General features: G+C 35.6%; 24 protein-coding genes. 8 read left to right on the forward strand and 16 right to left on the reverse strand.

Features of this window, described 5'->3' with window-relative positions:
• Nucleotides 1-79: 79 nt before the first annotated feature.
• Nucleotides 80-1,195, reverse strand: coding sequence for a Nif3-like dinuclear metal center hexameric protein (locus ACIQ6Z_RS00220; protein WP_396208935.1), 1,116 nt, complete (start codon nucleotides 1,193-1,195; stop codon nucleotides 80-82).
• A 110-nt stretch (nucleotides 1,196-1,305) separates the two neighbouring features.
• On the opposite strand from ACIQ6Z_RS00220, the gene lpxK reads away from it, so the two are divergent.
• Together lpxK and ACIQ6Z_RS00230 are read left to right on the forward strand one after the other, a co-directional pair.
• On the forward strand, nucleotides 1,306-2,322 hold the full coding sequence (gene lpxK / locus ACIQ6Z_RS00225) for a tetraacyldisaccharide 4'-kinase (protein ID WP_396208936.1): 1,017 nt from the start codon (nucleotides 1,306-1,308) through the stop codon (nucleotides 2,320-2,322).
• Nucleotides 2,294-3,106, forward strand: coding sequence for a purine-nucleoside phosphorylase (locus tag ACIQ6Z_RS00230; RefSeq protein WP_396208937.1), 813 nt, complete (start codon nucleotides 2,294-2,296; stop codon nucleotides 3,104-3,106). The genes lpxK and ACIQ6Z_RS00230 overlap by 29 nt, the downstream gene beginning before the upstream one ends.
• Here the strand turns inward: ACIQ6Z_RS00230 and ACIQ6Z_RS00235 are convergent.
• From ACIQ6Z_RS00235 to recF, 8 genes are all read right to left on the reverse strand, one after another.
• Nucleotides 3,093-5,288, reverse strand: coding sequence for an ATP-binding protein (locus ACIQ6Z_RS00235; RefSeq protein WP_396208938.1), 2,196 nt, complete (start codon nucleotides 5,286-5,288; stop codon nucleotides 3,093-3,095). The genes ACIQ6Z_RS00230 and ACIQ6Z_RS00235 overlap by 14 nt on opposite strands.
• A gap of 59 nt (nucleotides 5,289-5,347) precedes the next feature.
• Entirely contained in the window at nucleotides 5,348-6,364 is a 1,017-nt protein-coding gene (gene gap / locus ACIQ6Z_RS00240) for a type I glyceraldehyde-3-phosphate dehydrogenase (protein WP_396208939.1), read from the reverse strand.
• A 124-nt stretch (nucleotides 6,365-6,488) separates the two neighbouring features.
• Complete coding sequence (lipA, locus tag ACIQ6Z_RS00245; protein WP_396208940.1) at nucleotides 6,489-7,361, reverse strand: lipoyl synthase; 873 nt, start codon at nucleotides 7,359-7,361, stop codon at nucleotides 6,489-6,491.
• A 121-nt stretch (nucleotides 7,362-7,482) separates the two neighbouring features.
• Nucleotides 7,483-8,046 (reverse strand): RNA polymerase sigma factor, encoded by a 564-nt coding sequence (locus ACIQ6Z_RS00250; RefSeq protein WP_396208941.1) that lies wholly within the window; start codon nucleotides 8,044-8,046, stop codon nucleotides 7,483-7,485.
• Nucleotides 8,037-9,143 (reverse strand): glycosyltransferase, encoded by a 1,107-nt coding sequence (locus ACIQ6Z_RS00255; protein ID WP_396208942.1) that lies wholly within the window; start codon nucleotides 9,141-9,143, stop codon nucleotides 8,037-8,039. Before ACIQ6Z_RS00255 ends, ACIQ6Z_RS00250 begins: the two co-directional genes overlap by 10 nt.
• Before the next feature lie 62 nt (nucleotides 9,144-9,205).
• Nucleotides 9,206-10,213: a UDP-N-acetylmuramate dehydrogenase gene (gene murB, locus ACIQ6Z_RS00260; protein WP_396208943.1), complete on the reverse strand. Its 1,008-nt coding sequence runs from the start codon at nucleotides 10,211-10,213 to the stop codon at nucleotides 9,206-9,208.
• A 46-nt stretch (nucleotides 10,214-10,259) separates the two neighbouring features.
• The gene (locus ACIQ6Z_RS00265) at nucleotides 10,260-10,949 is read right to left on the reverse strand and encodes a thioredoxin domain-containing protein (RefSeq protein WP_396208944.1); all 690 of its coding nucleotides are present in this window, start codon (nucleotides 10,947-10,949) and stop codon (nucleotides 10,260-10,262) included.
• Entirely contained in the window at nucleotides 10,946-12,025 is a 1,080-nt protein-coding gene (recF, locus tag ACIQ6Z_RS00270; protein WP_396208945.1) for a DNA replication/repair protein RecF, read from the reverse strand. The genes ACIQ6Z_RS00265 and recF overlap by 4 nt, the downstream gene beginning before the upstream one ends.
• Nucleotides 12,026-12,160: 135 nt before the next feature.
• Here recF and ACIQ6Z_RS00275 point away from each other — a divergent pair, with 135 nt between their 5' ends.
• The 6 genes from ACIQ6Z_RS00275 (at nucleotide 12,161) to ACIQ6Z_RS00300 (ending at nucleotide 18,148) form a co-directional block, all read left to right on the forward strand.
• A complete protein-coding gene (locus tag ACIQ6Z_RS00275; protein WP_396208946.1) occupies nucleotides 12,161-12,940 on the forward strand; it encodes a tol-pal system YbgF family protein in 780 nt (259 codons plus the stop codon).
• Nucleotides 12,941-12,942: 2 nt separating this feature from the next.
• The gene (gene ribH / locus ACIQ6Z_RS00280) at nucleotides 12,943-13,437 is read left to right on the forward strand and encodes a 6,7-dimethyl-8-ribityllumazine synthase (RefSeq protein WP_396208947.1); all 495 of its coding nucleotides are present in this window, start codon (nucleotides 12,943-12,945) and stop codon (nucleotides 13,435-13,437) included.
• Between the two features lie 178 nt (nucleotides 13,438-13,615).
• On the forward strand, nucleotides 13,616-15,466 hold the full coding sequence (gene mutL, locus ACIQ6Z_RS00285; protein ID WP_396208948.1) for a DNA mismatch repair endonuclease MutL: 1,851 nt from the start codon (nucleotides 13,616-13,618) through the stop codon (nucleotides 15,464-15,466).
• Nucleotides 15,466-16,206, forward strand: coding sequence for a rhomboid family intramembrane serine protease (locus tag ACIQ6Z_RS00290; RefSeq protein WP_396208978.1), 741 nt, complete (start codon nucleotides 15,466-15,468; stop codon nucleotides 16,204-16,206). The genes mutL and ACIQ6Z_RS00290 overlap by 1 nt, the downstream gene beginning before the upstream one ends.
• 29 nt (nucleotides 16,207-16,235) lie before the next feature.
• Nucleotides 16,236-17,099, forward strand: coding sequence for a rhomboid family intramembrane serine protease (locus ACIQ6Z_RS00295; RefSeq protein ID WP_396208949.1), 864 nt, complete (start codon nucleotides 16,236-16,238; stop codon nucleotides 17,097-17,099).
• Nucleotides 17,100-17,104: 5 nt separating this feature from the next.
• On the forward strand, nucleotides 17,105-18,148 hold the full coding sequence (locus ACIQ6Z_RS00300) for an endonuclease/exonuclease/phosphatase family protein (protein ID WP_396208950.1): 1,044 nt from the start codon (nucleotides 17,105-17,107) through the stop codon (nucleotides 18,146-18,148).
• Here the strand turns inward: ACIQ6Z_RS00300 and ACIQ6Z_RS00305 are convergent.
• From ACIQ6Z_RS00305 to scpA, 7 genes are all read right to left on the reverse strand, one after another.
• On the reverse strand, nucleotides 18,143-18,757 hold the full coding sequence (locus ACIQ6Z_RS00305; RefSeq protein ID WP_396208951.1) for a WbqC family protein: 615 nt from the start codon (nucleotides 18,755-18,757) through the stop codon (nucleotides 18,143-18,145). The two genes, ACIQ6Z_RS00300 and ACIQ6Z_RS00305, sit on opposite strands and share 6 nt — an antisense overlap.
• Before the next feature lie 77 nt (nucleotides 18,758-18,834).
• A complete protein-coding gene (gene lepB, locus ACIQ6Z_RS00310; RefSeq protein ID WP_396208952.1) occupies nucleotides 18,835-20,391 on the reverse strand; it encodes a signal peptidase I in 1,557 nt (518 codons plus the stop codon).
• A 37-nt stretch (nucleotides 20,392-20,428) separates the two neighbouring features.
• Nucleotides 20,429-21,136 (reverse strand): 4-hydroxy-tetrahydrodipicolinate reductase, encoded by a 708-nt coding sequence (gene dapB, locus ACIQ6Z_RS00315; protein WP_396208953.1) that lies wholly within the window; start codon nucleotides 21,134-21,136, stop codon nucleotides 20,429-20,431.
• Nucleotides 21,137-21,180: 44 nt separating this feature from the next.
• Nucleotides 21,181-21,741 (reverse strand): DUF5683 domain-containing protein, encoded by a 561-nt coding sequence (locus ACIQ6Z_RS00320; RefSeq protein WP_396208954.1) that lies wholly within the window; start codon nucleotides 21,739-21,741, stop codon nucleotides 21,181-21,183.
• On the reverse strand, nucleotides 21,741-22,640 hold the full coding sequence (locus ACIQ6Z_RS00325) for a ParB/RepB/Spo0J family partition protein (protein ID WP_396208955.1): 900 nt from the start codon (nucleotides 22,638-22,640) through the stop codon (nucleotides 21,741-21,743). Before ACIQ6Z_RS00325 ends, ACIQ6Z_RS00320 begins: the two co-directional genes overlap by 1 nt.
• Nucleotides 22,641-22,647: 7 nt before the next feature.
• On the reverse strand, nucleotides 22,648-23,412 hold the full coding sequence (locus ACIQ6Z_RS00330; protein ID WP_396208956.1) for a ParA family protein: 765 nt from the start codon (nucleotides 23,410-23,412) through the stop codon (nucleotides 22,648-22,650).
• 392 nt (nucleotides 23,413-23,804) lie between these two features.
• The gene (scpA, locus tag ACIQ6Z_RS00335; protein WP_396208957.1) at nucleotides 23,805-25,949 is read right to left on the reverse strand and encodes a methylmalonyl-CoA mutase; all 2,145 of its coding nucleotides are present in this window, start codon (nucleotides 25,947-25,949) and stop codon (nucleotides 23,805-23,807) included.
• Nucleotides 25,950-25,951 lie beyond the last annotated feature (2 nt).

Here is a 25,951-nt window from a genome sequence, read left to right on the forward strand (position 1 = left end):
ATTTTAGAATCAACTAGTTGTAAAGCATAAAGGGCTCTTAACTTATCTTCTACGCTTATCTCTTTGATTGTTGCCATATTTAAAAGTACTTAACTGGATTTGTATTTTCTTCTGATAAAATAATTCCACTCGAAAGCGAATTGGGTGCAAAATTAGTGATTTTTTCTTTAAGAAAATCAACTATGTAGTTTTTTGTAAATCTTTCGCTTTCAAAGTGGCCAATATCGGCCAAAAGCATTTGATTTTCAGCTTCATAAAACTGATGGTATTTCAAGTCGGCTGTCAAATAGGCATCGGCTCCCGACAGTTTTGCATTTTGAATCGCAAAACTACCACTTCCGCCTAAAACCGCCACTTTTTTGATAGGTTTTCCCATAAAAGCACTGTGTCGGATGCCACCACATTGCAGTTTGTCTTTTACCATTTGCAAAAATTCGGTTTCTGAAAGTGCCTTTTCTAATTCACCTATCCGTCCTAAGCCAATATTTTGGTGCTGGTTTTCTAACGAATAAATTTCGTAAGCAACTTCTTCATAGAGGTGATTGGCAAATAATGCTTTTAATACCTTGCTTTGTAAGTGCTTTTCAAAAGTAACTTCAATTTTTGTTTCGGCCGCTGTGACCAATTCAAAACGTTCGCCAATTACTGGATTTGATGCTTCATTACCTTTATAGGTTCCGATACCTGTTGATGAAAAGCTACAATCTGCATAGTTGCCGATAGTACCAGCGCCAGCTTCAAATAAGGCATTTCGAATTTTTTCGGCCTGATCCACAGGAGCATATGTTATCAATTTCTGAATATAATTAGGTTTTGGAAGCAATACTTTTGATTGTACAATTCCTAAGGCCTTACAAAAAATAGCATTGACGCCGTTTTGATGATTGTCTAATGCCGTGTGAACCGCATAAATTGCAATGTCATTTTTTATCGCTTTCATTACGACGCGTTCCACATAATTTTTACCGGTAATTTTTTTTATCCCCGAAAATAAGATGGGGTGAAAACTTACAACCAAATTGCATTTTTTGCGAATGGCTTCGTCAATGACACCTTCTAAGGCATCATGACATACTAAGATCCCTGAAATATCTGCAGCCGGATCTCCAACAAGTAGTCCCACATTGTCAAAATCTTCGGCATAACTTAAAGGCGCCATTTCTTCAAGTATAGAAAGTATTTGGGTAAGTTTCATAGGTTTAATTTAATAAATAACACCTACAAAAATAACGAATTACTCCTTAGAATTATGATCTTAAAGAACATAAACTTTATTTTACAGATATTTTATTATACTTTCGTGGTATGATTTGGTTACGAAAGATACTTTTTCCTTTAGCACTGTTGTATTGGTGTGTCACTTTTCTCCGAAATTGGCTCTACGACAAAGGCGTGCTTAAAAGCCATTCATTTGATATTCCTGTTATTATTGTTGGTAATTTAAGCGTTGGCGGCACTGGAAAAACCCCACAAATCGAATATTTGATCCGATTGCTGTCTGAGGATTATCAAGTAGCAGTTCTGAGTAGAGGATACAAGCGCAAGACAAAAGGGTTTCTTCTGGCGGATGAAACCGCAACAGCTGCTTCAATTGGCGATGAACCTTTTCAATTGCATACTAAATTTTCTAGGGTTCAAGTAGCTGTTGATGCGCAACGCAAAAACGGTATCCAACAACTCTTGCAAGTAGCGAAGCGACCGGATGTTATTTTATTAGACGACGCGTTCCAACACCGGAAAGTAAAGGCGGGCTTATCGATTTTACTTACCGCCTATGATGATTTGTTTTGTAAAGATTTTATTTTGCCCTACGGGAATTTAAGAGAATCGGCTTTAGGAAAAAAAAGAGCCGATATGATAATTGTCACTAAATGTCCCAGCAATTTGTCCGATCTTGCACAACAAGAAATCATCAAACAATTGCAGGTAACGCAACCGGTTTACTTTTCAACAATACATTATGACGATCATATAGTAAGTGCAGAAAACACTTGCAGTATATTAGAAATTCAACAGGAAAGTAAAGTCTTAGTGGCCGGTATTGCAAAGCCAAAATTATTTTTTGATTATATAAAAAAGGAACAAGACGAGTGCCTTACTTTTCCAGACCACCATCATTTTTCAATAACCGATTGTGAGAAAATTATAGCAAGTGCTCAAGGCAAAAAAATAGTGACTACTGAAAAAGATTTTGTGCGACTAAAAGGTTTGTTGCCTCCATCGCAATTGTATTATTTGCCTATTCGTACCATGTTTCTAAACGGAACTAATTTTGATACTACAATTAAAAATTATGTGGGAAAAAGTACAAGAAACGGTTAATTTTATCCAAGAGAAAACCAATTTTATTCCAGAATATGGTGTGATTTTAGGTTCAGGATTAGGCGGATTTACAGAAGATATTACCATAGAATATGTGTTGGACTATTCTGCCATTCCTAATTTTCCCGTTTCAACCGTACAAGGTCATAAAGGAGCATTAGTATTTGGACAGATTCAAGGTAAAAAAGTTGTTGCCATGCAAGGACGGTTTCATTATTATGAAGGCTATGATATGAAACAAGTAACGTTTCCGGTTCGTGTAATGAAGAGTCTTGGCGTACAAAAACTAATTGTTTCTAATGCTTCAGGTGGCGTTAATCCATTATATAAAGTTGGGGATGTCGTTGTGATCACCGATCACATCAATATGTTGCCAGAGCATCCTTTGCGCGGATACAATGACGAGCGTTTTGGTCCGCGATTTGTAAACATGAGTGCTCCCTATTCACTAGCTATGATTGATGAGGCTTTTGCTTTGGCTAAAGAATGGAATATAGTGTTACAAAAAGGGATTTACTTGGCGCTACAAGGACCAACATTTGAAACCCTTGCCGAATATAAAATGGTAAAAGCAATGGGTGCCGATTGTGTGGGAATGTCTACAGTTCCCGAAGTTATTGTTGCGCGACACATGGATATGGAGTGTTTCGGAATTTCGGTGATTACAGATATAGGCGATGAAGCCAATATCGATGAAGTGAATCACGAAGAAGTATTAGAAGCTGCAAAAAAAGCGGAACCCCAAGTTCGAAATTTAATTAAAAACCTTATTATTCGTTCGTAGCTAAATACGAAAGAATGACGTCATAAAAATAGTCTGGTTCAAACGGTTTTGTAATTACTTCATTCATTCCAAACGATAAAAGTGTTTCTTTATTTTCATTCAATGAAATGGCAGTTAGCGCAATAATTGGAGTTTTGCTATCAAATGTTCGAATGGCAGAAGTAGCTTCAGTGCCGCTAATACCGGGTAAATGAACATCCATCAATATAAGATCATACTGTTGTGTTCTAGTATTTTCGATAGCTTCTTCACCGCTATCTAATATCACACAGGATATTCCCTTTTTTTCTAACATTTTTTGGGTAATCATCTGGTTGATTTTGTTGTCTTCAACCAACAATACTATTTTTTTGTTACCGTCGGCAATACTTGCCTTGGGAGCAATTATTACTTCGCTTTTTTGTCCTTTTTCAAACAACAGTTCAAATGAAAATGTGCTTCCATTTCCACTTTCACTAGTTAAATGAATGGTGCTATCCATTAACTCTAGAATTTTTTTCACGATAGAAAGGCCTAATCCGGTACCGCCATAAGTTCGGTTAATTTCTACGGAGCCCTGACTAAAACTGTCAAAAATTGTTTTCTGTTTATCTAGAGGAATACCAATTCCGTTATCCTTGATTTCAAAATGCAATTTGATGTGATTTTGATCTTCATGAAGGTTTTTTATTGTAAACCATACGACGCCATTTTTACTAAATTTAATGGCATTATTCAATAAATTTATGACAATTTGAGAAAGTTTTGTGGGATCGCCCTTGAGATATTCTGAAATGTTTGAATCAATTTGTAAATGGCATTGGGTATTGTTTTCGTGAATGAATTCTTTGAATGATATGGTAATGTTTTCAATCAGTTCTTTCAAATTAAAATTGATGGTTTCAACTTGTATTTTATCTGATTCTAATCGGTTGATTTCCAAGATATCATTGATAAAATGCAATAAATAACTTCCCGAGAATTCTAGAGATTTTAAATAGTTCAATTGGCTCGCCTTGGGTTTTTCTTGCAACAACAAATAAGTAATTCCATTAATTGCATTCAATGGAGTCCTCAATTCATGACTCACCGTAGATAAAAATTCTGCTCGTGCTTTAGATGCTTGTTCGGCCTTTTCTTTTTCAAAAGTAAGTTCTTTGTTTTTTTCTTCTAACAGTTTATTAGAAGTGTTTCGAATTTTATTGTTTTTATAGAGTGAAAAACTCAACAACGACAAGATGGATATCAAGGCAATACTCAGAACAAAAATTAACTTTGAAAAGCGCAATGTTTTTTGTTGGCTTTGTTTTTCTTTATCCAATTGTTCAATTTTTTTTAATTGCTCATCAAACTGAATTTTATCAATCATATTTTCCGAGGCGTTGGAATAAAGATGCGTGTGAATGGAATCGGATAATTGGGTGTATTTTTTTAGAAAAACTAGGGACTGGTTTGTATTTTTCGTTTTTTCATACGCCACACTTAATTGTTTTAAGATGCGCTTCGTAATGCTGAAATCGGTTTTATTGGCAGCATTGGTTTGATGCGCTAATAAATAATAATTGATGGCTTTTTCATAATTTTCCTGTGCCATTTCAATCTCGCCCAATTGATAATAAGCTTCTATTTTTGTAGTAATGAACGAATCATCGGCGAGATTTTCAATTACCGATTGCAATATTGTAATGGCTATGACATATTGTTTTTTTTCTTTATTGATGATCCCTTTTTGTAGATTAATGAGTTCAATTGCTTCAGAAAAATTGAGCGTTTCGTATAGGGTGGATGCTTTTTCAAAATAGATTTCAGCAACTGCAATTTTATTTTTTTTCAAATAACATTTTCCTAAACCGTAATAGGCTAGTGCTAAATTTGCTGTAGGATTTTTTTTATCAAAAACATTAATTGCTCGAATGTAATTGTCTATTGAAAGTTCGTTTTTATCTACGTCATAGTAAACGTTCGCCAATTGTAAATAGCCAGCGCCTAATTTTGATTTTTGACCACTCTTTTTTGCAAGAGCAATGGCTTTTTCAGTAAAGAATAAGGCTTTGCTTACCGATTTTTTTTCTTCTTTATTAAAGAGTCCAATTTCGAGATAATAATCGGTGCTGTCATTAATCTTGGCTACTTCTTTGTATACAGATTGTGCGTAACTGCTGCCAGTTAATACCACTAAAAATAGTATAAATTGTTTGATCAAAAGGATATAAAATTAATATTACCCTTGCAATTTAAGTGTTTTGTGGCTAAAAAAAAAGTTTATTTTTTCGAAATAAAAGTAATCAAATCGATAATTCGCGAGGAATAGCCAATCTCATTATCATACCAGCCTACAATTTTTATCATTTTATCAATAACCGAAGTCAATTGGGCATCAAACACACAAGAATATGGATTTCCAATAATATCTACTGACACGATAGGGTCTTCTGTATAATCAAGAATTCCGTTTAAATGGGTTGCCGAAGCATTTTTAAAAGCCATATTGATTTCTGCTATGGTTACTTTTCGTTTTACGTTGAACGTAATGTCGGTAAGTGAGCCATCGGCAACGGGTACTCGAATCCCACATCCCCCAATTTTTCCCTCTAATGTTGGAAATATTTTTGTCAAGGCTTTGGCGGCTCCTGTAGTGGTAGGAACGATAGATTGTGCAGCACCTCGAGCTCTTCGTAAGTCTTTGTGCGGTTGATCGTGTAAGCTTTGATCAGTGGTGTAGGAGTGAACGGTAGTGATGTAGGCTTGTTCTATTTCACACAATTCCTGAATGACTTTAATCATTGGAGCGGCATTGTTTGTGGTGCAACTCGCATTTGATATAATGGTTTCGCTTCCGTTAAGGAGGTGCTCATTGACACCTAAAACTACGGTTTTGATGGTTTCAACTTCTGAAGGTGCAGATAGTATGACTTTTTTCGCACCAGCGGTAATATGCGCATGGATTTCTTCAAATGTTTTGTGCTTGCCCGTGGATTCGATAACGATATCTACGTTTGCCGTTTTCCAATCCAAATTTTTGATTTCGCTTTCATGAAAGAAAATATAGGATTTATTTTCGATGCTAATGCTGTGCTCTGTATAGGTAACCTTTTTATTTAAAACCCCGTGAATGCTATCATATTTTACCAAATGTGCCATTGTTTTGCAATCAGCAATATCATTTATAGCCACCACTTCTATGGTAGGATTATTTAACAACAATCGGAATACATTGCGTCCAATTCTTCCAAAACCATTAATAGCGATTCTTACTTTTGTTTCAGGTTTTATATTCATACGGTTGCTTTGCTCTGGTCAATGTTTATGTTTCAAGTTTCAAGTTGAAAAGTTAGTTTTATAAAACGTAATTATTAGAATTCGGGAATTAAAAACTTCCAGCACCCATCATCTAGCTTCCCGCTTAATGAATGTGTTTTTCCGCATGGTAAGACGAACGCACTAATGCACCACTTTCCACATGTCTAAAGCCTAATTCTTTTCCAATTTGTTCATATTTTGCAAACTGTTCGGGCGTAATGAATTCTTTTACCGGTAAATGTTTTTTACTGGGTTGCAAGTATTGCCCAATCGTTACAATATCTACTTTTGCATCTTTTAAATCATGCAACACTTGAATGACTTCTTCTTCCGTTTCACCTAAGCCCAACATGATCCCCGATTTTGTTCTATTAATACCTTGCTCTTTGAGATAGCGAAGTACTTCTAGACTTTTTTCATATTTTGCTTGAATACGTACTTCGCGCGTCAAACGTTTTACGGTTTCCATATTGTGTGAAACAACTTCAGGAGCTACTTCAATGATTCGGTCTAAATTTCGGGTATTTCCTTGAAAATCTGGAATTAAAGTTTCTAAGGTGGTGTTCGGGTTCATTCGGCGAATGGCTTTTACCGTTTCTGCCCAAATAATTGACCCCATATCTTTTAAATCATCACGGTCTACGCTGGTAATTACCGCATGTTTGATGTTCATTATTTTGATCGAACGCGCTACTTTTTCAGGTTCATCCCAATCCACTGTTTCAGGGCGACCGGTTTTTACGCCGCAAAAGCCACACGAACGCGTACAAATATTTCCTAAAATCATAAACGTTGCGGTTCCTTCACCCCAACATTCACCCATGTTAGGACAACTCCCCGAAGTACAAATCGTATTCAGTTTGTATTTATCTACTAAACCACGAAGTTCGGTGTATTTTTGACCGGTAGGCAATTTTACGCGCAACCATTTAGGTTTGGGAGCGGGTGGCGTTATCGATTCTAAAACAGTATTCATGTGCTTCAAATTTGAGCAACAAAGATACAATTAGAATTTTAGAATTTAGAAATATGAATTTAGAAAAAAATCAGATTAATAAAGTTTTATGATTTGTTGGAGAATTAAATAAGAAATGGTACTATTTTTTTTGAATAATCTCTGCCAACAATTTCTTAGCTCGAAGCAATTTTATTTTGATGTTGTTCAAAGGTTCGTCAATTTGATCGGCCATTTCTTGGTAACTCATTTCTTGGAAATAGCGCATTTGAATTACTTCTTGGTAGGCCGGTTTCAATTGTTTAATATATTGCAACAATTGGGCTAAATTTTGCTCGATAATTAATTCGTCTTCGGCAGAATTGGAATCGTCGGCTACAAAATATGCTTGTCGGTCGTTTTCATCGTTGAGGTCAACAAATAATGAGGATTTCTTTTTTCGAAGCAAATCGATGTGAACGTTCTTTGCAATGGCAATAAGCCACGTATTAAAACCATATTCTGGATTGTAGGTGGCAATTTTATCAAAAGCTTTGGCAAACGTTTCAATCACAATATCCTCCGTATCGGTTTCGTTTTCTGTACGTTTTAACATAAAGCCGTAAACTTCGTTCCAGAAAAAATCCAGCAAAAAAGTAAAGGCTACTTGATCGCCTTTTTTTGCCTGTTCAATATTTTTCTGAATAAAATTTGCGTTTATTTCCAATGTATTGGTTTTGAAATGATGTTTTTTACAAAGACATTTAGTTGTGTAAAAATAACAATTAATTCAATCAAGGGGTACCAATACAACACATCTTTTTCCTTTAATTTAGCTGCTGCATACCCAAGTGTGATCCAAGTAAATAAATAACGAAATACTACAATACTTATAATAACAATCCATTGGTATTGGAAAATGAGTAATACTATGGCCAACAAGAAAAAGCTGACTTGTGAAAACAAAAAAATCCCCAATTGAAATTTGTCAAATCCTTTGTAAAAATGAGCAGTAGCTGTGTTTCTTCTTTTTTGTTGTATCCAATCTTTGAAACGGGTTTTGGCTTCAGTGTAGGTAAAACTATCAGCGCTAAACAAGATTTCGGTATTGCTAGATGTGGCTGCTTGATTGATGAATAAGTCGTCATCTCCCGCACGAACTTTCATATGATCCATAAATCCACGTACGTTAAAAAACTCTGATTTTTTATAGGCTAAATTACGACCTATCCCCATATACGGTTTGCCTAATTTTGTCCAAGAAAAATATTGCGTAGCTGTAAGCAAGGCGTCGAAACGAATGATTTTATTTACGAATGAATTTTTTACTTTTTCATATGCACCATACCCTAATACAATGGTTTTCTCTTTGGTAAATTGACTGGATATTTGCAACAACCAATCAGTTGAAACCGGATAGCAATCGGCATCGGTAAAAACCAGGTACTCATTTTTTGCCGCTTTTATTCCGAGTGTTAACGCAAATTTTTTATTGCCCCAAAAAGCTTCGTTGTTTTGAACTTTTACTAATTTGACATTGGCGTATTGTTTTTCATAGCTTTCAAAAAGCTCTAAAGTTTCATCGCTTGAAGCATCGTCAATCAATACAATCTCATAATCGGGATAATTTTGCGATACAATAGTTGGAAAATATTTTTTGATATTTTCTTCTTCATTTTTAGCACAAATAATGATCGAAATGGGTAGTTTTTTTGGTGTTATGTTTTGTTTTTTAGCAAATGAAAAACGGCCAAAAATAAAGACATAATACACCAATTGTAGTAACGTAATTCCTATAAAAACAAGTAATAATATGAACAGCATAGAAATATATGTATCGGTTTTTAATATCCGGCAAAGGTAAATAATTAAATGAAATGGAGCAATTAAATAATGTTTACTTCAGCTTCGATGGCAATGCCAAATTGGTCTAAAATGGTTTGCTGAATCGTTCGCGAAAGCGCTACTAGTTCAGCACCGGTTGCCGTTCCATAATTAACCAATACCAAGGCTTGGTTTTTATGCACACCGGCATCACCAAAACGTTTGCCTTTAAATCCAGCTTGTTCGATTAACCAACCTGCCGGAACTTTTACACTGTTTTCCGAAACTACATAATGCGGCATATCAGGATGTATGGCTTTGGTTTTTTCGTAGGCTTCTTTAGAAATGACCGGGTTTTTAAAGAAACTGCCGCTGTTTCCTAATTCTTTGGGATCGGGTAGTTTGCTTTGTCGAATCGCAATTACGGCATTGCTAACGTCTTTAAGTGTTGGATTTTGTATGTTTTGTTTTGATAATTCGGTTTCAATTGCACCATAGGTGGTGGATACTTTGTGGTTCTTTTTGGTTAATTTAAAAAGTACCGCTGTGATTATGTATTGCTCTTTTAACTCATTTTTAAAAACACTTTCACGGTAATCAAATTGACATTGCGCATTGGTAAACGTTTCAATCTGTAAGGTTTTTCGATTCAATGCTTCGCATGAAAACAGCGTGTCTTTTATTTCTACACCATAAGCTCCAATGTTTTGAATGGGTGTTGTTCCCACGTTGCCTGGAATTAGCGACAGGTTTTCGATACCGCCAAAGTTTTGATCAATACACCAAAGCACAAATTCGTGCCAGTTTTCACCTGCTTGTGCTCTAACAATCACAAAATCTTCATTTTCTTCAATGATTTCTCGGCCTTTTAAATCTACATGAACGACTAACTTTTGGATATCTTGGGTAAGCAGCATGTTACTACCACCCCCTAAAATAAAGAGATCTTGTGCAGAAGTAACAACTTCTACTAAAGTATCAACAGTGTTTACTGCTATGAATTCTTTGGCTTTGGCATCTATCCCAAAAGTATTATAGTTTTTTAACGATTGATTCTGAATGATATTCATGGAATTAATGTAATAGGTGAAGGGTTAAAGATCTAGTTTAACTTAGTTAAAGGGCTTTTCTCAATTCTAGTTCGCTAACAAATTCACTTTTTTTGAAAGTCTCTTTGCCGTTTTTGTATACCAGTACAACAGGTAAACCTTGATATCCTAACGCATTGAATAGCGATTTGTTTTTGTCGGCATCTATACGATGAATAATCACTTTATCTGCCAATTCGGTGTTCATTTTTTCTAAATAAGGGGCCATTTTTTTACAAGGAGCACACCATTCTGCATAAAAATCAATTACCACCACTTTATCGGAAGTCAATAATTTAGCATATGCTTCTTTTGACATTCCTTTCCAAGTGGCATTTGCTTCTGGAAGAGTTTTACTCCATGCCAAATACCCGCCGTCTAATTCAAGTACTTCTTGAAAACCCATGGAATTTAATTTCGCAGCCGCTTTTTTACTTCTGCCGCCACTTAAGCAATAAACAAGTACAGGTTTTGTTTTGTCTAAAGCAGCAACTTTTGTGTCAAAATCATTTCCATTCCAATCAAAGTTTTGGGCATTTTTGATGTACCCTCCAGCATATTCACCTGGGGTTCTCACATCAATGAGTTGTACGTCTGGATTTTTTTCTAAGGCAGCATTAAATTCGGTTACAGTCACAATTTTAAAATCTTGACTTTTTGTACAACTGGTAGTGAATAGCAATAAAATTAATGTGCTGTAATGGATTAATTTTTTCATAAGGAAAATATTTTATAAGTTTTATGGGTTTGCTTTATAATTTCTTCGGTGCGTTCGGGATGGGTGTCTGAAATAAAAATTTGTCCAAAAATATCGTCGTTCACCATATCGATGATTTGTTGAACCCTGTAGGCATCCAATTTGTCAAAAATATCATCAAATAATAAAATAGGCAAGGTGTTGCTTTGATTTTTTACAAATTCAAATTGCGCGAGTTTTAATGCAATTAAAAACGACTTTTGTTGGCCTTGTGAACCAAATTTTTTTATTGGAAATCCATCAATTTCAAAAATCAAATCATCTTTATGAATGCCGGCACTTGTATAGTGGATCATTCTGTCCTTTGACAAGGTGTCGTCTAAAAGATGCAATAAGTCTTTGTCAAATAATTGGCTTTCATAATGCAACGCTATTTTTTCATTTCCACCCGAAATTGTCGCATGATGTTTTTCAAAAATAGGAACAAATTCAGCTAAAAATTGTTTCCTTTTTTCAAATATCAGTTGTCCTGAATGGCTCAGTTGCTCGTTGTAAATCGCTAAATTATCAGCATCAAAAGTCTGATTCAAGGCAAAATATTTGAGCAAAGCATTTCGTTGTGTGAGCGTTTTTTGGTACTGAATCAATACCTGCAAATAGTTAGCATCCAAAGTAGCGATAACACTGTCAATAAACTTTCGACGCGTTTCACTGCCTTCAACAATTAAATCAGTATCGGATGGCGAAATAATTACTAAGGGAATAAAACCAATATGTTCAGAAAGTTTTTCGTAGGCCTTTCCATTGCGTTTGATTGTTTTTTTTTGGCCTTTTTTTAAGCTACAAACGATTTTCTCATCTTTGTTGTTTTTTTCAATTAGGGCGTCAATGACAAAAAATTCTTCTCCGTGTTTTATGTTTTGAATGGCTAAGGGATTAAAATAACTTTTACCATATGCTAAATGATAAATGGCGTCCAATATGTTGGTTTTGCCTACTCCATTTTTGCCCACAAAACAATTAATTTTAGCCTCAAAATCAAATTCTATTTGGGCTAAATTTTTATAATTTAAAAGCGATAATTGTTTTAAAAACACTATATTGGTACTTTAATTGAAGGCTAAAAATAAGATATTTTACAAAAGTATATCGAATTTGTTAAAAATATCTACTAAAATGGTTTTTAATTTTAATAAAAATTATATTTTTGCACCTCATTAAATTTAATATAAATGGCAACATATAACAAAAGAGGATACAAAGCACCAAAACCAGAAGACGCTAAAGTTGAAAATGATTTTGAAGAAGTAATGGATGTTAGCGATAGTACAACCGCTGAAGTATTCAATACATTAGATGCAACCGCTTCTAGAACGGAAGACTGGGTAGCAAAAAATCAAAAATTGATTTTAACGGTTGTTGGAGTAATTGCTTTGGCAACTTTAGGATATGTTCTATACAGCAAATTTATTGTTGAGCCTAAAGAAGATAAAGCTACTAACGAAATTTTTCAATCGCAACAATATTTTCAACAAGCAGTTGATGCTACTACAAAACCAGATTCATTATACAATTTAGCACTTAAAGGTGGTGAAGGGAAATTAGGATTTGTTGGTATTGCTGAAGAATATGCGGGTACAGATGCTGGAAATTTAGCCAATTATTATGCAGGAATTTCGTATTTAAATATTGGAGATTATAAAAAAGCAATCACATATTTAGAAAAATTTAAATCAGAAGATGCGGTTTTAAAACCATTAGCTATTGGTGCTATCGGCGATGCGTTATCAGAATCGAATAAAGTTGACGATGCTATTGCTCACTATAAAAAAGCAGCTGAAGCGTTTGAAAATGATTTTACAACCCCACGTTTCATGTTCAAAGCAGCGCAATTATTATTAGCATCCGGTAAAAAAGCCGAAGCTAATGCATTGTTTGTAGCAATCAAAGAGAAATATGAAACTTCTAAAGAAGGTATGAATATTGAGGTCTTTATTGCGATGACTGAATAAGTATGGCAACAGAAAATAAAAATTTATCCAATTACGATAAAAACACAATCCCAAACGCGAAAGATTTTCGGTTTGGGATTGTTGTTTCAGAATGGAATGAGCAAATCACGGAAGGTTTGTTTCAAGGAGCCTATTCAACTTTAATCGACTGTGGGGCTCTGCCTGAAAATATTGTCAGATGGAATGTGCCGGGGAGTTTCGAATTGATTTTTGGGGCTCGACAAATGCACGAAAAATTAGACGTTGATGCCGTCATTGTGATGGGTTGTGTTATTAAAGGGGAAACCATGCATTTTGAATTTGTTTGTGAAGGGGTAACCCAAGGCATGAAAGATTTGAATTTGTTGTATGATGTGCCCACTATTTTTTGTGTACTAACCGATAATACATTACAACAATCTATTGATAGAAGTGGAGGTAAGCACGGAAACAAAGGAATTGAAGCTGCTGTCGCAGCATTAAAGATGATCGAATTGAATTCGAGTACGAACGCTTAAGACTTTTAAATACCCTAATAGGATTCACGGCAAGTCACTTTTTCGGTGAAAAGCTGTGAATTTTTTTATTTGACGCAATTTTGTTACTAACTTTTCTTTTTTTCCCATTTTATCGGCGTAAAAACCTGCATAAATTTTCATAAATTTGTAGCATAACCTAATACAATACCTCAGATTAATGTCGGGAATTATTCAATTATTACCGGATCACGTAGCCAATCAAATTGCGGCAGGAGAAGTGGTGCAACGACCAGCCTCTGTCGTTAAAGAATTATTGGAGAATGCTGTGGATGCCAAAGCGTCAGACATTAAGTTGATTGTTAAAGAAGCAGGAAAAACCTTGGTGCAAGTAATTGATAATGGACTAGGTATGAATACTACCGATGCCCGTTTGTGTTTTGAGCGCCACGCCACTTCTAAAATTCGTCAAGCTGAAGATTTATTTGATCTACACACCAAAGGTTTTCGTGGTGAAGCCTTGGCTTCTATTGCAGCTATTGCTCATGTAGAAATGAAGACCAAGCAAGATCAAGAAGAATTAGGAAATCATATTGTAATCGAAGGCAGTAAATTAACCACTCAAGAAGTAGCTGTTTTGCCAAAAGGAACTTCGTTTGCTGTAAAAAACTTGTTTTTTAATATTCCTGCCCGACGCAATTTTTTAAAATCGGAAACCGTTGAATTTCGTCATGTATTGGATGAGTTTCAACGCGTGGCTTTGGCCCATCCTTCTGTTTCATTTACCTTGATTCATAACGGGAGTGAATTGTATAATTTGCCCGGATCAAATATGCGACAACGAATTGTTGCTATTTTCGGTGGAAAAACCAATGAAAAATTGGTGCCCGTTTCGGAAGATACCGATCTTATAAAAATAAATGGTTTTGTTGGAAAACCTGAATTTGCGAAAAAAAGTAGAGGCGAACAGTTTTTTTTTGTTAACGATCGATACATAAAAAGTCCGTATTTGCATCATGCTATCATGAGTGCTTTTGAAGGCTTGTTGAAAGAAGGCAATCAACCCAGTTATTTCTTATACCTTCAAGTGCCTCCGCATACAATTGACATCAATATTCATCCCACAAAAACAGAAATCAAGTTTGATGATGAACATTCTTTATATGCTATATTGCGTTCGGCAGTGAAACACAGTTTAGGGCAATTTAATGTGGCCCCAATTCTCGATTTTGAGCGCGATTCAAACCTCGATACACCCTACCAATACAAAGATAAAACCGCTGATTTTCCTACCATTCAAGTGGATGCTGGATTCAATCCTTTTGCTGCAGATAAACCGTCTAAGTCGCTTTCTTCTTTTGGTAGTTATAGAAAAGAGGCGCCACAAGGCAATTGGGAGAGTTTGTACGTAGGGTTAAAACAGGATACGGAAGAAATTGCCTCCTTCTCGTTTGAAAGTACCGAAGTTACAGGTTCGTTGTTTGAAGAGGAAGCCCCTGAAACTACCGTTCATGCAACCTATCAAATTCACAAAAAATATATCGTGAGTGCGATCAAATCCGGGATGTTAGTGCTGGACCAAGGAAGAGCACACCAAAGGGTGTTATACGAACAATTTTTAACTAATATTACCATACAAAAAGCGTCGAGCCAACAGTTGTTGTTTCCATTGGAATTGTATTTTTCGGCAGACGAAATGCATATATTGCGAGAGATGCAGCCTACGCTGGAAAATACAGGATTTGTTTTTGATGGCTTTACCACTGATGCGGTTCAAATTTCAGGCTTACCGATCTTAATGGTTGATAGCGAAGTTTCTATTGTGTTGGAAGAAATCATCAATAACATACAAAATGAAATTCCAGAAAGTAGTTTTTCCCAAAGCGATACCATTGCCAAATCCATGGCAAAGAGTTTAGCCGTAAAAACCGGTACCTATTTGACCGATAAGGAACAAGAAAATTTGGTTAACTCCTTATTTGCTTGTAAAGAACCTACCATTTCTCCTTTTCAAAAACCCACTTTTATCACCTTTACGGTAGAAGATTTAGACAAACGATTTGCACTATGATGAACAATATGACCGATACTGTTAAACAGTTATTACTTTTAAATATTTTATTTTTTGTTGGGAGTTATTTTGTACCACAAGCTACCGATTTATTAGCGCTACATTATTTTGAAAGTGCTAAGTTTCAATTGTGGCAACCCCTTTCTCACATGTTTATGCACGGTAATCTCATGCATATTTTCTTCAATATGTTTGCATTAGTCTCTTTTGGAAGCGCTTTGGAGCATTTTTGGGGTCCTAAAAAGTTTTTATTCTTTTATTTTTCTTGTGGAATTGGTGCTGCTTTGATCCATTCAGGAGTAAACTATTATTATTTTCACGATGCTTTGAATACGTTAATGGCAAATGGATTTCAAAAAGCAGAAATTTTCAAAATACTTAACGAGGGTAAATTCATGACGTCTTGGCAAGCTGTATTGTCGCCCACAACTTTTGATGCTATGATTGGCGCTTTAACACCTACTGTTGGCGCTTCGGGCGCTATTTATGGTTTGTTAGTCGCCTTTGCCTTTATGTTTCCCAATGCTGAGTTGGCTTTGCTATTTATTCCAGTTCCAATAAAAGCGAAGTATTTTGTACCCGCAATTGTATTGTTAGACTTGTTTTCAGGGGTAACCGGGTATAGTATTTTTGGTGGAGGAATCGCTCATTTTGCGCACGTAGGTGGAGCTGCTGTTGGTTTTTTGATGATGTGGTATTGGAAGAAGAATCAATTCAATCAAAATCGTTGGGATCGATAGTTGAAAAATAACAACAAAGATATAATAGGATGAACATTTTAGACGATGTAAAATTACAATATAGAACAGGGGGAATGGTGCAAAAGTTACTCTTTTGGAACATTGGTCTTTTTGTATTGGCCACCCTCGTCGATGTTGGGTTGAAATTTTCAGGAGTTGCTTTTTCTTATTTTGATTATATCGCCTTATCTTCAAATACGGCAGTTTTTATGGCAAAGCCATGGACAATTTTGACCTTTAACTTTTTCCATGCGGGCGTTTTTCATTTGATTTTTAACGTGTTAATATTGCATTTCTCTGGACGATTGTTCAATACGTATTTTACGGATAAGCAATTATTTGGAGTGTATCTTCTGGGTGGAATTTTTTCTGGATTGACTTTTATTGCATTGTATTTTGTGTTGGGAAAAGTTTCGTTGTTAGTTGGCGCAAGCGGAGCTATTATGGCCCTTTTGATGGCCACTGCAACCTATGCCCCTTTTATGTTGTTGCGCATTCCACTCGTGGGAACTGTAAAACTATGGCATGTTGCTTTTTTTATCTTATTAATGGATTTGATTCAGTTGCCACTAGAAAATATGGGCGGTCATTTGGCTCATTTTGGAGGCGCTCTTTTTGGTTTTATGTATATAAAATTGTTGCAAAAAGGCGTGGATCTGACCAAACCGATTTCGGTATTTTTGGATCAGTTGGTAACGATAGCTAACCCAAAGCCCAAAACACCTTTTCGGAAAGTACATCGAAATACCGAAAAAAAATCGGTACATTCGTATGGTCAAAACAAAGACATGACCCAAAAACAAATTGACGAAATTTTAGATAAAATAAGTCAATCGGGTTATGATTGTTTGACAAAAGAGGAAAAAGAATTTTTATTTAAAGCAGGGAAATAAATACAATGCAGCAACAAAGTTGGTGGTCCAAATTCATTTTTTATTTGAATATAGTATTTACTGTAGCTACTTTCGTTGCTTATACTTTGCCTTTTTTAGCCCCAAAAGCTTTTCCTTTTTTAAGTGTGTTAACACTGGTGCTTCCTTTTTTCTTGATGATCAATTTTTTGTTTTTTCTTTATTGGTTGTTGCAATTAAAGCGTCAAATGTTGTTATCAGGAATACTATTATTATTGGGAATTTCTTTCTTAAATCGATTTTATAAATTTTCGGAAACCAATTTGCCGGAAGAGCCCACCGATATCAAATTGATGAGTTACAATGTACGTTTGTTCAATTTGTATGAATGGTTGCCCACCGATGATGTACCGTTTCAAATATCTAATTTATTACTCGACGAACAGCCCGATATTTTGTGTTTGCAGGATTATTCTCCTAATGAGGATGTCAATGTGAATATGTTTAAGTACAAAACATTAAAACTAGAAGGCGATCGTTTGAAATTTGGTCAGGCAATTTTTTCTAAATTTAGAATTGTTAATTCGGGCGAAATAGAATTTCCCAATTCCTATAACAGTGTTATTTATGCGGATATCGTAAAAGATAAGGATACCTTACGCGTATACAGCATGCATTTGGAATCGGTTAAAATTAGTGCAGATATCAATGAGGAAATGGATGAAAAGCGTTCAAAATTTATTTTCAATAATATCAGTAAGGCTTTCAGTCAACAACAAAATCAATCCGAATTAATTAAAGCCCATTGTGTGTCATGTCACTACCCAAAAATTATCTGTGGTGATATGAATAACAGTGCGTTTTCCTATGTGTATCGCACCATAAAAGGGGAATTAAAAGATGCATTTGAAGAAGCAGGATCCGGTTTTGGAAAATCGTATAATTACAAATATTATCCGGCTAGAATTGATTTTATTTTTGTAGAAAACACTATTGAAGTAAAACAATTTACGTCTTTGGATTACTTTATTCAAAGCGATCATTTTCCGCAAATGGCTCGTTTAAAAATTAATCCAACAACCAATTTATAACGTTTGTTTTTTCAAATAATCTACGGCATATCTCCCTTCATTGAATAAGAGGTCTAAAATGCTTAAATTATTTAAAAACCCTTGTTTTTCTTCAAATACTTGCGTGTAGGCTTCTATTTTTGTGGCGTCTTTTTTACCGTTTATTAAAGGTCTTAAATCGTTAAAATCAATGGCTTCATGGAAATATTCGACTGTTTCATTTGATGTTATGATTATTCCTAAGCTTTTGTTAACCAACTCAAAAATTTCTAAATTCAACTCCATTAAGAAATCATGTTTCTTTTCAAAAATGGGTCTAAAATCATCTTCAAAATATTCAAAGAATGGAGAAGTGCGATAAGCTGCTTCTAAGGATTTGAAATGATTTTTTTGCCAAGCAAAATCGTTTTCAATTCGAACATCTTTGTATTTCTGGTGTTTTTCCGGACTGTGCTTGATCGGTACATTGAGCAATTGAATGCCGTTTGGACTATAAATATACATCCGGTTTCGGTTGGTTTGTTTTTGGAAATTGTCTTCCATTTCAAACATAACCTTATCCGCTTGAACTAATGCAATGTAATGACTGATCGACGGGAAATAGCTTGGATGTATAAGGAGGTTCTTCATAAGTAATGCTATAAAAACATAAATTTCACTAATTAGATTTAGTTATACTAATTAGTGAAATTTTAATGTGTAGTAATTTAAGCTTCTTCGTCTTTCTTCTTTTTCTTGTTTCTAAAATAATCTATGGCAAAATACCCTGCTAAAGCAAACAAGAAATATTTAAAATACGATTGGGGTTGGCCCGTTCCGCTAACAGTAGTGAATAGGCGATCCCAACGGATGCTCCAGTTTTTTAATCCATCATTGATGCCATCAATACTCATCCAAATGAATATGGGTTTTCCAACAATGTGATCAGCGGGTACAAATCCCCAATAACGAGAGTCTAATGAATTATGGCGGTTGTCTCCCATCATCCAATAGTAATCTTGTTCAAATGTATAGGAAGTCGCCACTTTTCCATCAATTTTTATTTCGTTACCCGTAACGAGTAACTCTTTACCTTCGTACTCACTAATGATTTTTTTATAGAACGGAAGTGTTTCATTTGTAAGCGCTACAGTTTTACCCGCTTCAGGGATATAAATTGGACCTAAGTTGTCAACATTCCAGTTTTTAGAACCTGGAAAGATGGCGGGGTCTGTTTCTTTGTGGATGATACGTTCTACTTTAGTAATTCCAGGGATGTTTTTGATGCGCTCTACCGACTCTTGTGGTAGGGCACTAAATAGTAACGTGTCGTTTGCAATTTGACCAAAAGCATCTGTAATATGAAGTTCTTGTTTGATGTAATCCAAATTTACTTGGGTTTTTCCATCCCAAGCCACTTTGTACGAATATTGTGGTTTGGCTCTTTCTGGAAGAATCGATTCTTTACCATTGACAAAGACAATTCCATCTTTAATTTCAATTTTATCTCCAGGAATAGCCGTACAACGTTTTACATAATTTGTTTTTTTATCGATAGGCTTGTCGTACCTTTTGTCAGCTGCTTTATACATATGAAACAACGTATCTGCAGGCCAGTTGAAAACAACAATATCGTTGCGCTCAATTTTTTGCAAGGCTGGAAATCTAAAATAAGGGAGTTGTGGTTTTTGAGCATACGATTTTATTTTGACCACTGGGAGGGTATCATGCACCATAGGCGCAGCGATAGGTGTCAAAGGCGTTCTTGCTCCGTAATGAAATTTACTAACAAAAAGGAAGTCACCTACCAATAAGGATTTTTCTAACGAAGAAGTTGGAATCGTAAAAGGTTGTATAAAATACGTATGTACTAAGGTGGCTACTACAATTGCAAACGAAAGTGATCCTAACGTGTCCATTGTTTTATTTGGAGCTTTTAAGTCGCGTTTTTCACGATATGTAACGTCTTCGGTGTAATTTACATAGGCAATATAAAGGCCTAATGTAAACACTCCCAATAGCATATCAAGTGTCGATTTTTTTCCAAAGGTTCTCAATGTTTCTATCCAAATAATTGGAAATAAAAACAAGTTGATAACGGGTATAAATAGGAGTAGTACCCAATATTTTGGGCGATTGATGATTTGCATTAAAACTATGCCGTTATACACCGGAACAAAAGCTTCCCAAGCTTTTCTACCTGCTTTTACATATAATTTCCAAGTACTAATTCCGTGAAGTACTTGTGCGAATGCGATTAAAAGTAACCAACCTGTTGTTTCCATTTCAATATCGTTTAATGGTTATATTTGCTATTTTTGTTTATTTTTGGTCTAATCCCAATACGTCTTTCATGGTAAATACCCCTTTTTTGTCCACTAGCCATTCGGCGGCAATTACTGCTCCAAAAGCAAAACCTTCTCTACTGTGAGCAGTGTGTTTGATTTCGATTTGATCGACTTCACTATCATAAAAAACACTATGCGTTCCAGGAACAGTTTCAATGCGTTTGGCTTCAATATGAATTTCGTTACTTATAGGCGTTTCTAGCGTCCAATTGTTGTAATTGCTATGTTTAATTATATCTTCTGCCAAGGTTATAGCAGTTCCGCTGGGTGCATCCAGTTTTTGTATATGATGAATTTCCTCCATGGAAACACTGTACTGTTTCAAGTTGGCCATCATTTGGGCTAAATAAGCATTCAATTCAAAAAATACATTTACACCCAAACTAAAGTTGGAGCCATAAATAAAACTCCCATTTTTTGCTTTACACAAATCAACCATTTCTTGATAGCGATTTAGCCAACCGGTAGTTCCCGAAATTACTGGAATTCCTAGATGAAAACAGGTTGAAATATTTTCAACAGCACTACTAGGAATGCTAAAATCTATTGCTACGTCTGCCAAGCTTAAACTTTCAAATGAAATGTTTTTGTCTTTTCGTAACACAATTTCATGGCCACGTTCTAAAGCTATTCTTTCAATAACTTTTCCCATTTTCCCATAACCTAAAAGTGCTATTTTCATCTGAAATTTGTTGCTTTATTACAAAAATGTTACCTAATTATTTGTTAAAATTGATATGATAAGCTTACGCCATAATTGTATTTAAAATCCAAATCATTTTGTTTTAGATCCGGTTTTAAAGTCAAATTATCGTTAACATTGAATTGCATTAAATGGGCATCAACATTAGCATCGACAATATTCAGTATATAGAGTACACCCGTTATCAATGTTGATAAATCTCTATTTCTTTGGTGAAATTTTTGCCCGCGAATAATCCAATCGTTACTTTTTCCGCCATAAATAGGGTGGTTAGGGTCGGCTGTACCGGCCAATCGTTTTTTGTATTCATCGCGATACAGATGATATTTGTCTTGGTTCCAAGTGTAGGAATATAAACCAATGCCAAGACCAATGTATACAATTGGAATCTTCCAATACTTTTTGTTGTAGGCTTGTCCTAATCCTGGAAATACAGCCGAAAAAAAGGCAGCTTTTGCAGGCGCATTCGGATTGATTACCATTCGTGTAGTGTCTGCAGGGCGTAACGAAATTTCTTTCTGAGCCATTCCAAACATAGGAAACAACATCACGGTAAAAAGTAATATGTACGATAGCTTTTTCACTAAGCCTGAATTAATTTTAAGATGCGATTAAAGTCTTCTTCAGAGTGAAAGGGAATCGTAATTTTTCCTTTCCCATTTCCAGCTACTTTTACCTCAACTTTAGTTCCAAAATAAGTAGCAATTGCTTTTTTCTCGGTTTCTTTAATGTCAAAGGAAGTTCCTTTGCCTGACTTAGCGGCTTTTGGTTTTAAACTGTCTTGGTAACTTCTAACTAATGCTTCCGTTTCTCTAACCGATAGATTTTGCGTCACTACTTTGTGATAAATATCGCTTTGAATATCTTGATTTTCAATATTGATTAATGCTCTTCCGTGCCCCATAGAAATAAAGCCATCTCGCATTCCTGTTTGAATGATGGGGTCTAATTTCAATAAACGCAAATAATTAGTAATCGTAGAACGTTTTTTACCCACACGCTCACTCAATTCTTCTTGAGTAAGATTGATTTCTTCTATCAATCGTTGGTAGGATATCGCAACTTCAATTGGATCTAAGTCATGGCGTTGTATGTTTTCTACCAAAGCCATTACCAAAGATTCATTGTCGTTTGCTAAGCGAATGTAGGCAGGGATTGTTTTTAAGCCAATGAGTTTAGAAGCGCGCAAACGGCGTTCTCCTGAGATTAATTGATAGGTATTGAATTCTAATTTTCGAACCGTAATGGGTTGAATTACGCCTAATTCCTTAATTGATTTGGCTAATTCTTGTAAGGTATCTTCGTTAAAATTGGTCCGGGGTTGAAACGGATTAATTTCAATAGCTTCTATATCTAATTCAATAATATTTCCTACTACTTTATCAGCATTTTTATCCGAAGCCGATTTGATATCGTTTTCTGGATCTCTCAATAAAGCTGATAAACCTCTACCTAAGGCTTGTTTTTTTACCGCTTTTGTCATCTCTTTATTATTGATTTTTTTTAATGATTTCTTCTGCTAAATTCAAATAATTTGAAGCCCCTTTACTCGTGGCATCATAATTAATAATGCTTTCGCCAAAACTAGGTGCTTCACTCAATTTAACATTTCTATGAATTATCGTGTCAAAAACCATGTTGTTAAAATGTTTCTGAACTTCTTCTACTACTTGGTTGGATAAACGTAAGTGCGAATTGTACATGGTTAATAACAATCCTTCAATATCCAAACTAGGATTGTGAATTTTTTGAACACTTTTGATGGTATTTAATAATTTTCCTAAGCCTTCTAAGGCAAAATATTCACATTGTATAGGGATTACAACACTATCTGCAGCAGTTAATGCATTTAAAGTTAACAAACCAAGGGAAGGAGCGCAATCAATAATGATGTAATCGTATTTGTCTTTGATGCTTTCCAAAGCTTGCTTCAGCATGTATTCTCGATTTTCTTTATCCACCAATTCGATCTCGATGGCTACTAAATCAATATGAGCCGGAATAACGGATACATTAGGTGCAGAACAAGCAACAGTTGCTTCTTCGGGTGTAGCGCTGTGCTCTAATACTTGATAAGAACCAATTTCAACCCCTTCCACATCTATTCCTAAACCCGAACTCGCATTGGCTTGAGGGTCGGCATCGATTAAAAGCACCTTTTTTTCTAAAACACCAAGCGACGCTGCTAAGTTAACAGAGGTTGTTGTTTTGCCTACTCCACCTTTTTGATTGGCTATTGCAATGATTTTACCCATTTGATTATAAAAAAATTTAAGTCGTAAAAATACAATTAATTATCGTTTTTTCAAGGCAATTTTGTTAACAATGGGTTAAAGTTCTGTCGACTTCTTTTAATGCCTATAAAATAGGAATTTTAAAGATAAATTCTGCTTGGTACAGGTTGTATTAAAAAGAAAAAACACGAAAATTATTCGTGTTTTTTCTTTTATTTATCTCTTTTAGGAGTGTTTTTTTTAATGCGTTTGTCTTCTTTTTTTTCTTTAGCCGTTCTCAAAGGTTCTTTCTTTGCCGTTTTTTTTGCATCTTGACTTTTTGCCATAAGGTTTAGTTTTTCGTAAATGTAACATAAAAGACTATGCCGAATGATTTTGAACCTAATTATTTCAGTAAACCCAAGTGAATTCGATTAATCTTCCAATAAAACGTCTAAAATACTAATGGCGGCTTCACTAATTTTTGTTCCGGGTCCAAAAACCGCTACAGCACCGGCATCAAATAAAAATTGGTAGTCTTGTGCTGGGATTACGCCACCCACAATGACCATAATATCTTCTCGGCCATACTTTTTAAGTTCTGCTATAACTTGCGGAACTAAAGTTTTATGTCCCGCTGCTAAAGAAGATACACCCAGTATGTGCACGTCGTTTTCAACAGCTTGTTTTGCAGCTTCTTGCGGCGTTTGAAACAACGGACCAATGTCTACGTCAAAACCTACGTCGGCATACCCTGTTGCTACTACTTTCGCTCCGCGATCGTGGCCGTCTTGACCCATTTTTGCAATCATTATGCGAGGACGACGTCCTTCTTTCTTTGCGAAGGCATCGGCTAATTGTTTTGCTTTTTCAAAACTTTCATCGTTTTTTATTGCTGCACTGTACACGCCACTAACTGATTTAATTTGAGCTTTATATCGTCCAAAAACAACTTCTAAGGCATCACTAATTTCCCCTAATGTTGCTCTGTTTTTAGCTGCTTCTACGGCTAAAGATAGTAAATTTTCTGTATTGTTGTTTCCTTGTAAATGGGAAGTTGCACATTCTGTTAATTTTGTTAAACAAGCTGTAACTTTTGCATTATCACGAGTCGCTTTAATTTGTTCTAATCTTTCGATTTGTTGTTTGCGCACCATTTGGTTGTCTACATCCAAAATTTGAAGTGGATCTTCTTTTTCTAAACGGTATTTATTAACGCCAACAATGATGTCCTGACTGCTATCGATTCGAGCTTGTTTTCGAGCAGCAGCTTCTTCAATACGCAGTTTTGGAATACCTGCTTCGATGGCTTTGGTCATTCCGCCCAGTTGTTCTACTTCTTCGATTAAAGCCCAAGCTTTTTCGGCAATTTCTGCCGTTAAACGTTCTACATAATAACTCCCTGCCCAAGGATCAACCGTTTTGCAAATTTTGGTTTCTTCTTGTAAAAAAATCTGAGTATTTCGAGCTATTCGAGCCGAAAAATCGGTAGGTAAAGCAATCGCTTCATCTAAAGCATTAGTGTGTAACGATTGGGTTCCTCCAAAGGCGGCTGCGGCTGCTTCAATAGTTGTTCGTGCAACGTTATTAAACGGATCTTGCTCCGTTAAACTCCAACCCGAAGTTTGGCAATGCGTTCGTAAAGCTAATGATTTATCATCTTTAGGGTTGAATTGTTTTAATAGTTTTGCCCAAAGCATTCGTCCGGCACGCATTTTGGCAATTTCCATAAAGTGATTCATGCCAATTGCCCAGAAAAAGGACAGGCGAGGAGCGAACGAATCAATATCCATTCCAGCTGCTAAACCTGTGCGGATGTATTCTAAACCATCTGCTAAAGTGTATGCCAACTCAATATCGGCTGTAGCTCCCGCTTCTTGCATGTGGTAACCCGAAATCGAAATCGAGTTGAATTTCGGCATATTTTTACTCGTATATTCAAAAATATCGGCAATAATTTTCATCGAAGGCGTAGGTGGATAAATGTAGGTATTGCGCACCATGAATTCCTTCAAAATATCATTCTGTATTGTTCCAGACAACAGGTTTGGAGCAACGCCTTGTTCTTCTGCTGCCACAATGTAGAAAGCCATAATGGGTAAAACGGCACCGTTCATGGTCATTGAAACCGACATTTCATCCAAAGGAATTTGGTCGAAAAGCACTTTCATGTCTTCCACCGAGTCTATGGCTACTCCTGCTTTTCCTACATCACCAACCACTCGTTCGTGGTCTGAGTCGTAACCTCTGTGTGTGGCTAAATCGAAGGCAACGGATAACCCTTTTTGTCCAGCGGCTAAATTTCTTCTGTAAAATGCATTGCTTTCTTCAGCAGTAGAAAATCCTGCATATTGACGGATGGTCCAAGGACGACGCACGTACATAGTAGCGTAAGGTCCGCGTAAATTAGGTGCAAAACCAGCTCCAAAACCAAGATGTTCTAGATTAGAAATATCATCTTTGGTGTATAATGGTTTTAACTCGATGTTTTCGGCGGTAGTGAAATGGTTAAAATTAGTGCTGTTCCCTTTTCTCTTTTCCCTTTTCCCTATTTGTAAATGTTGGATATTTTTTCTCATGC

This window comes from Flavobacterium sp. (assembly GCF_044376915.1).
In the GTDB taxonomy this organism is placed as follows: Bacteria; Bacteroidota; Bacteroidia; order Flavobacteriales; family Flavobacteriaceae; genus Flavobacterium.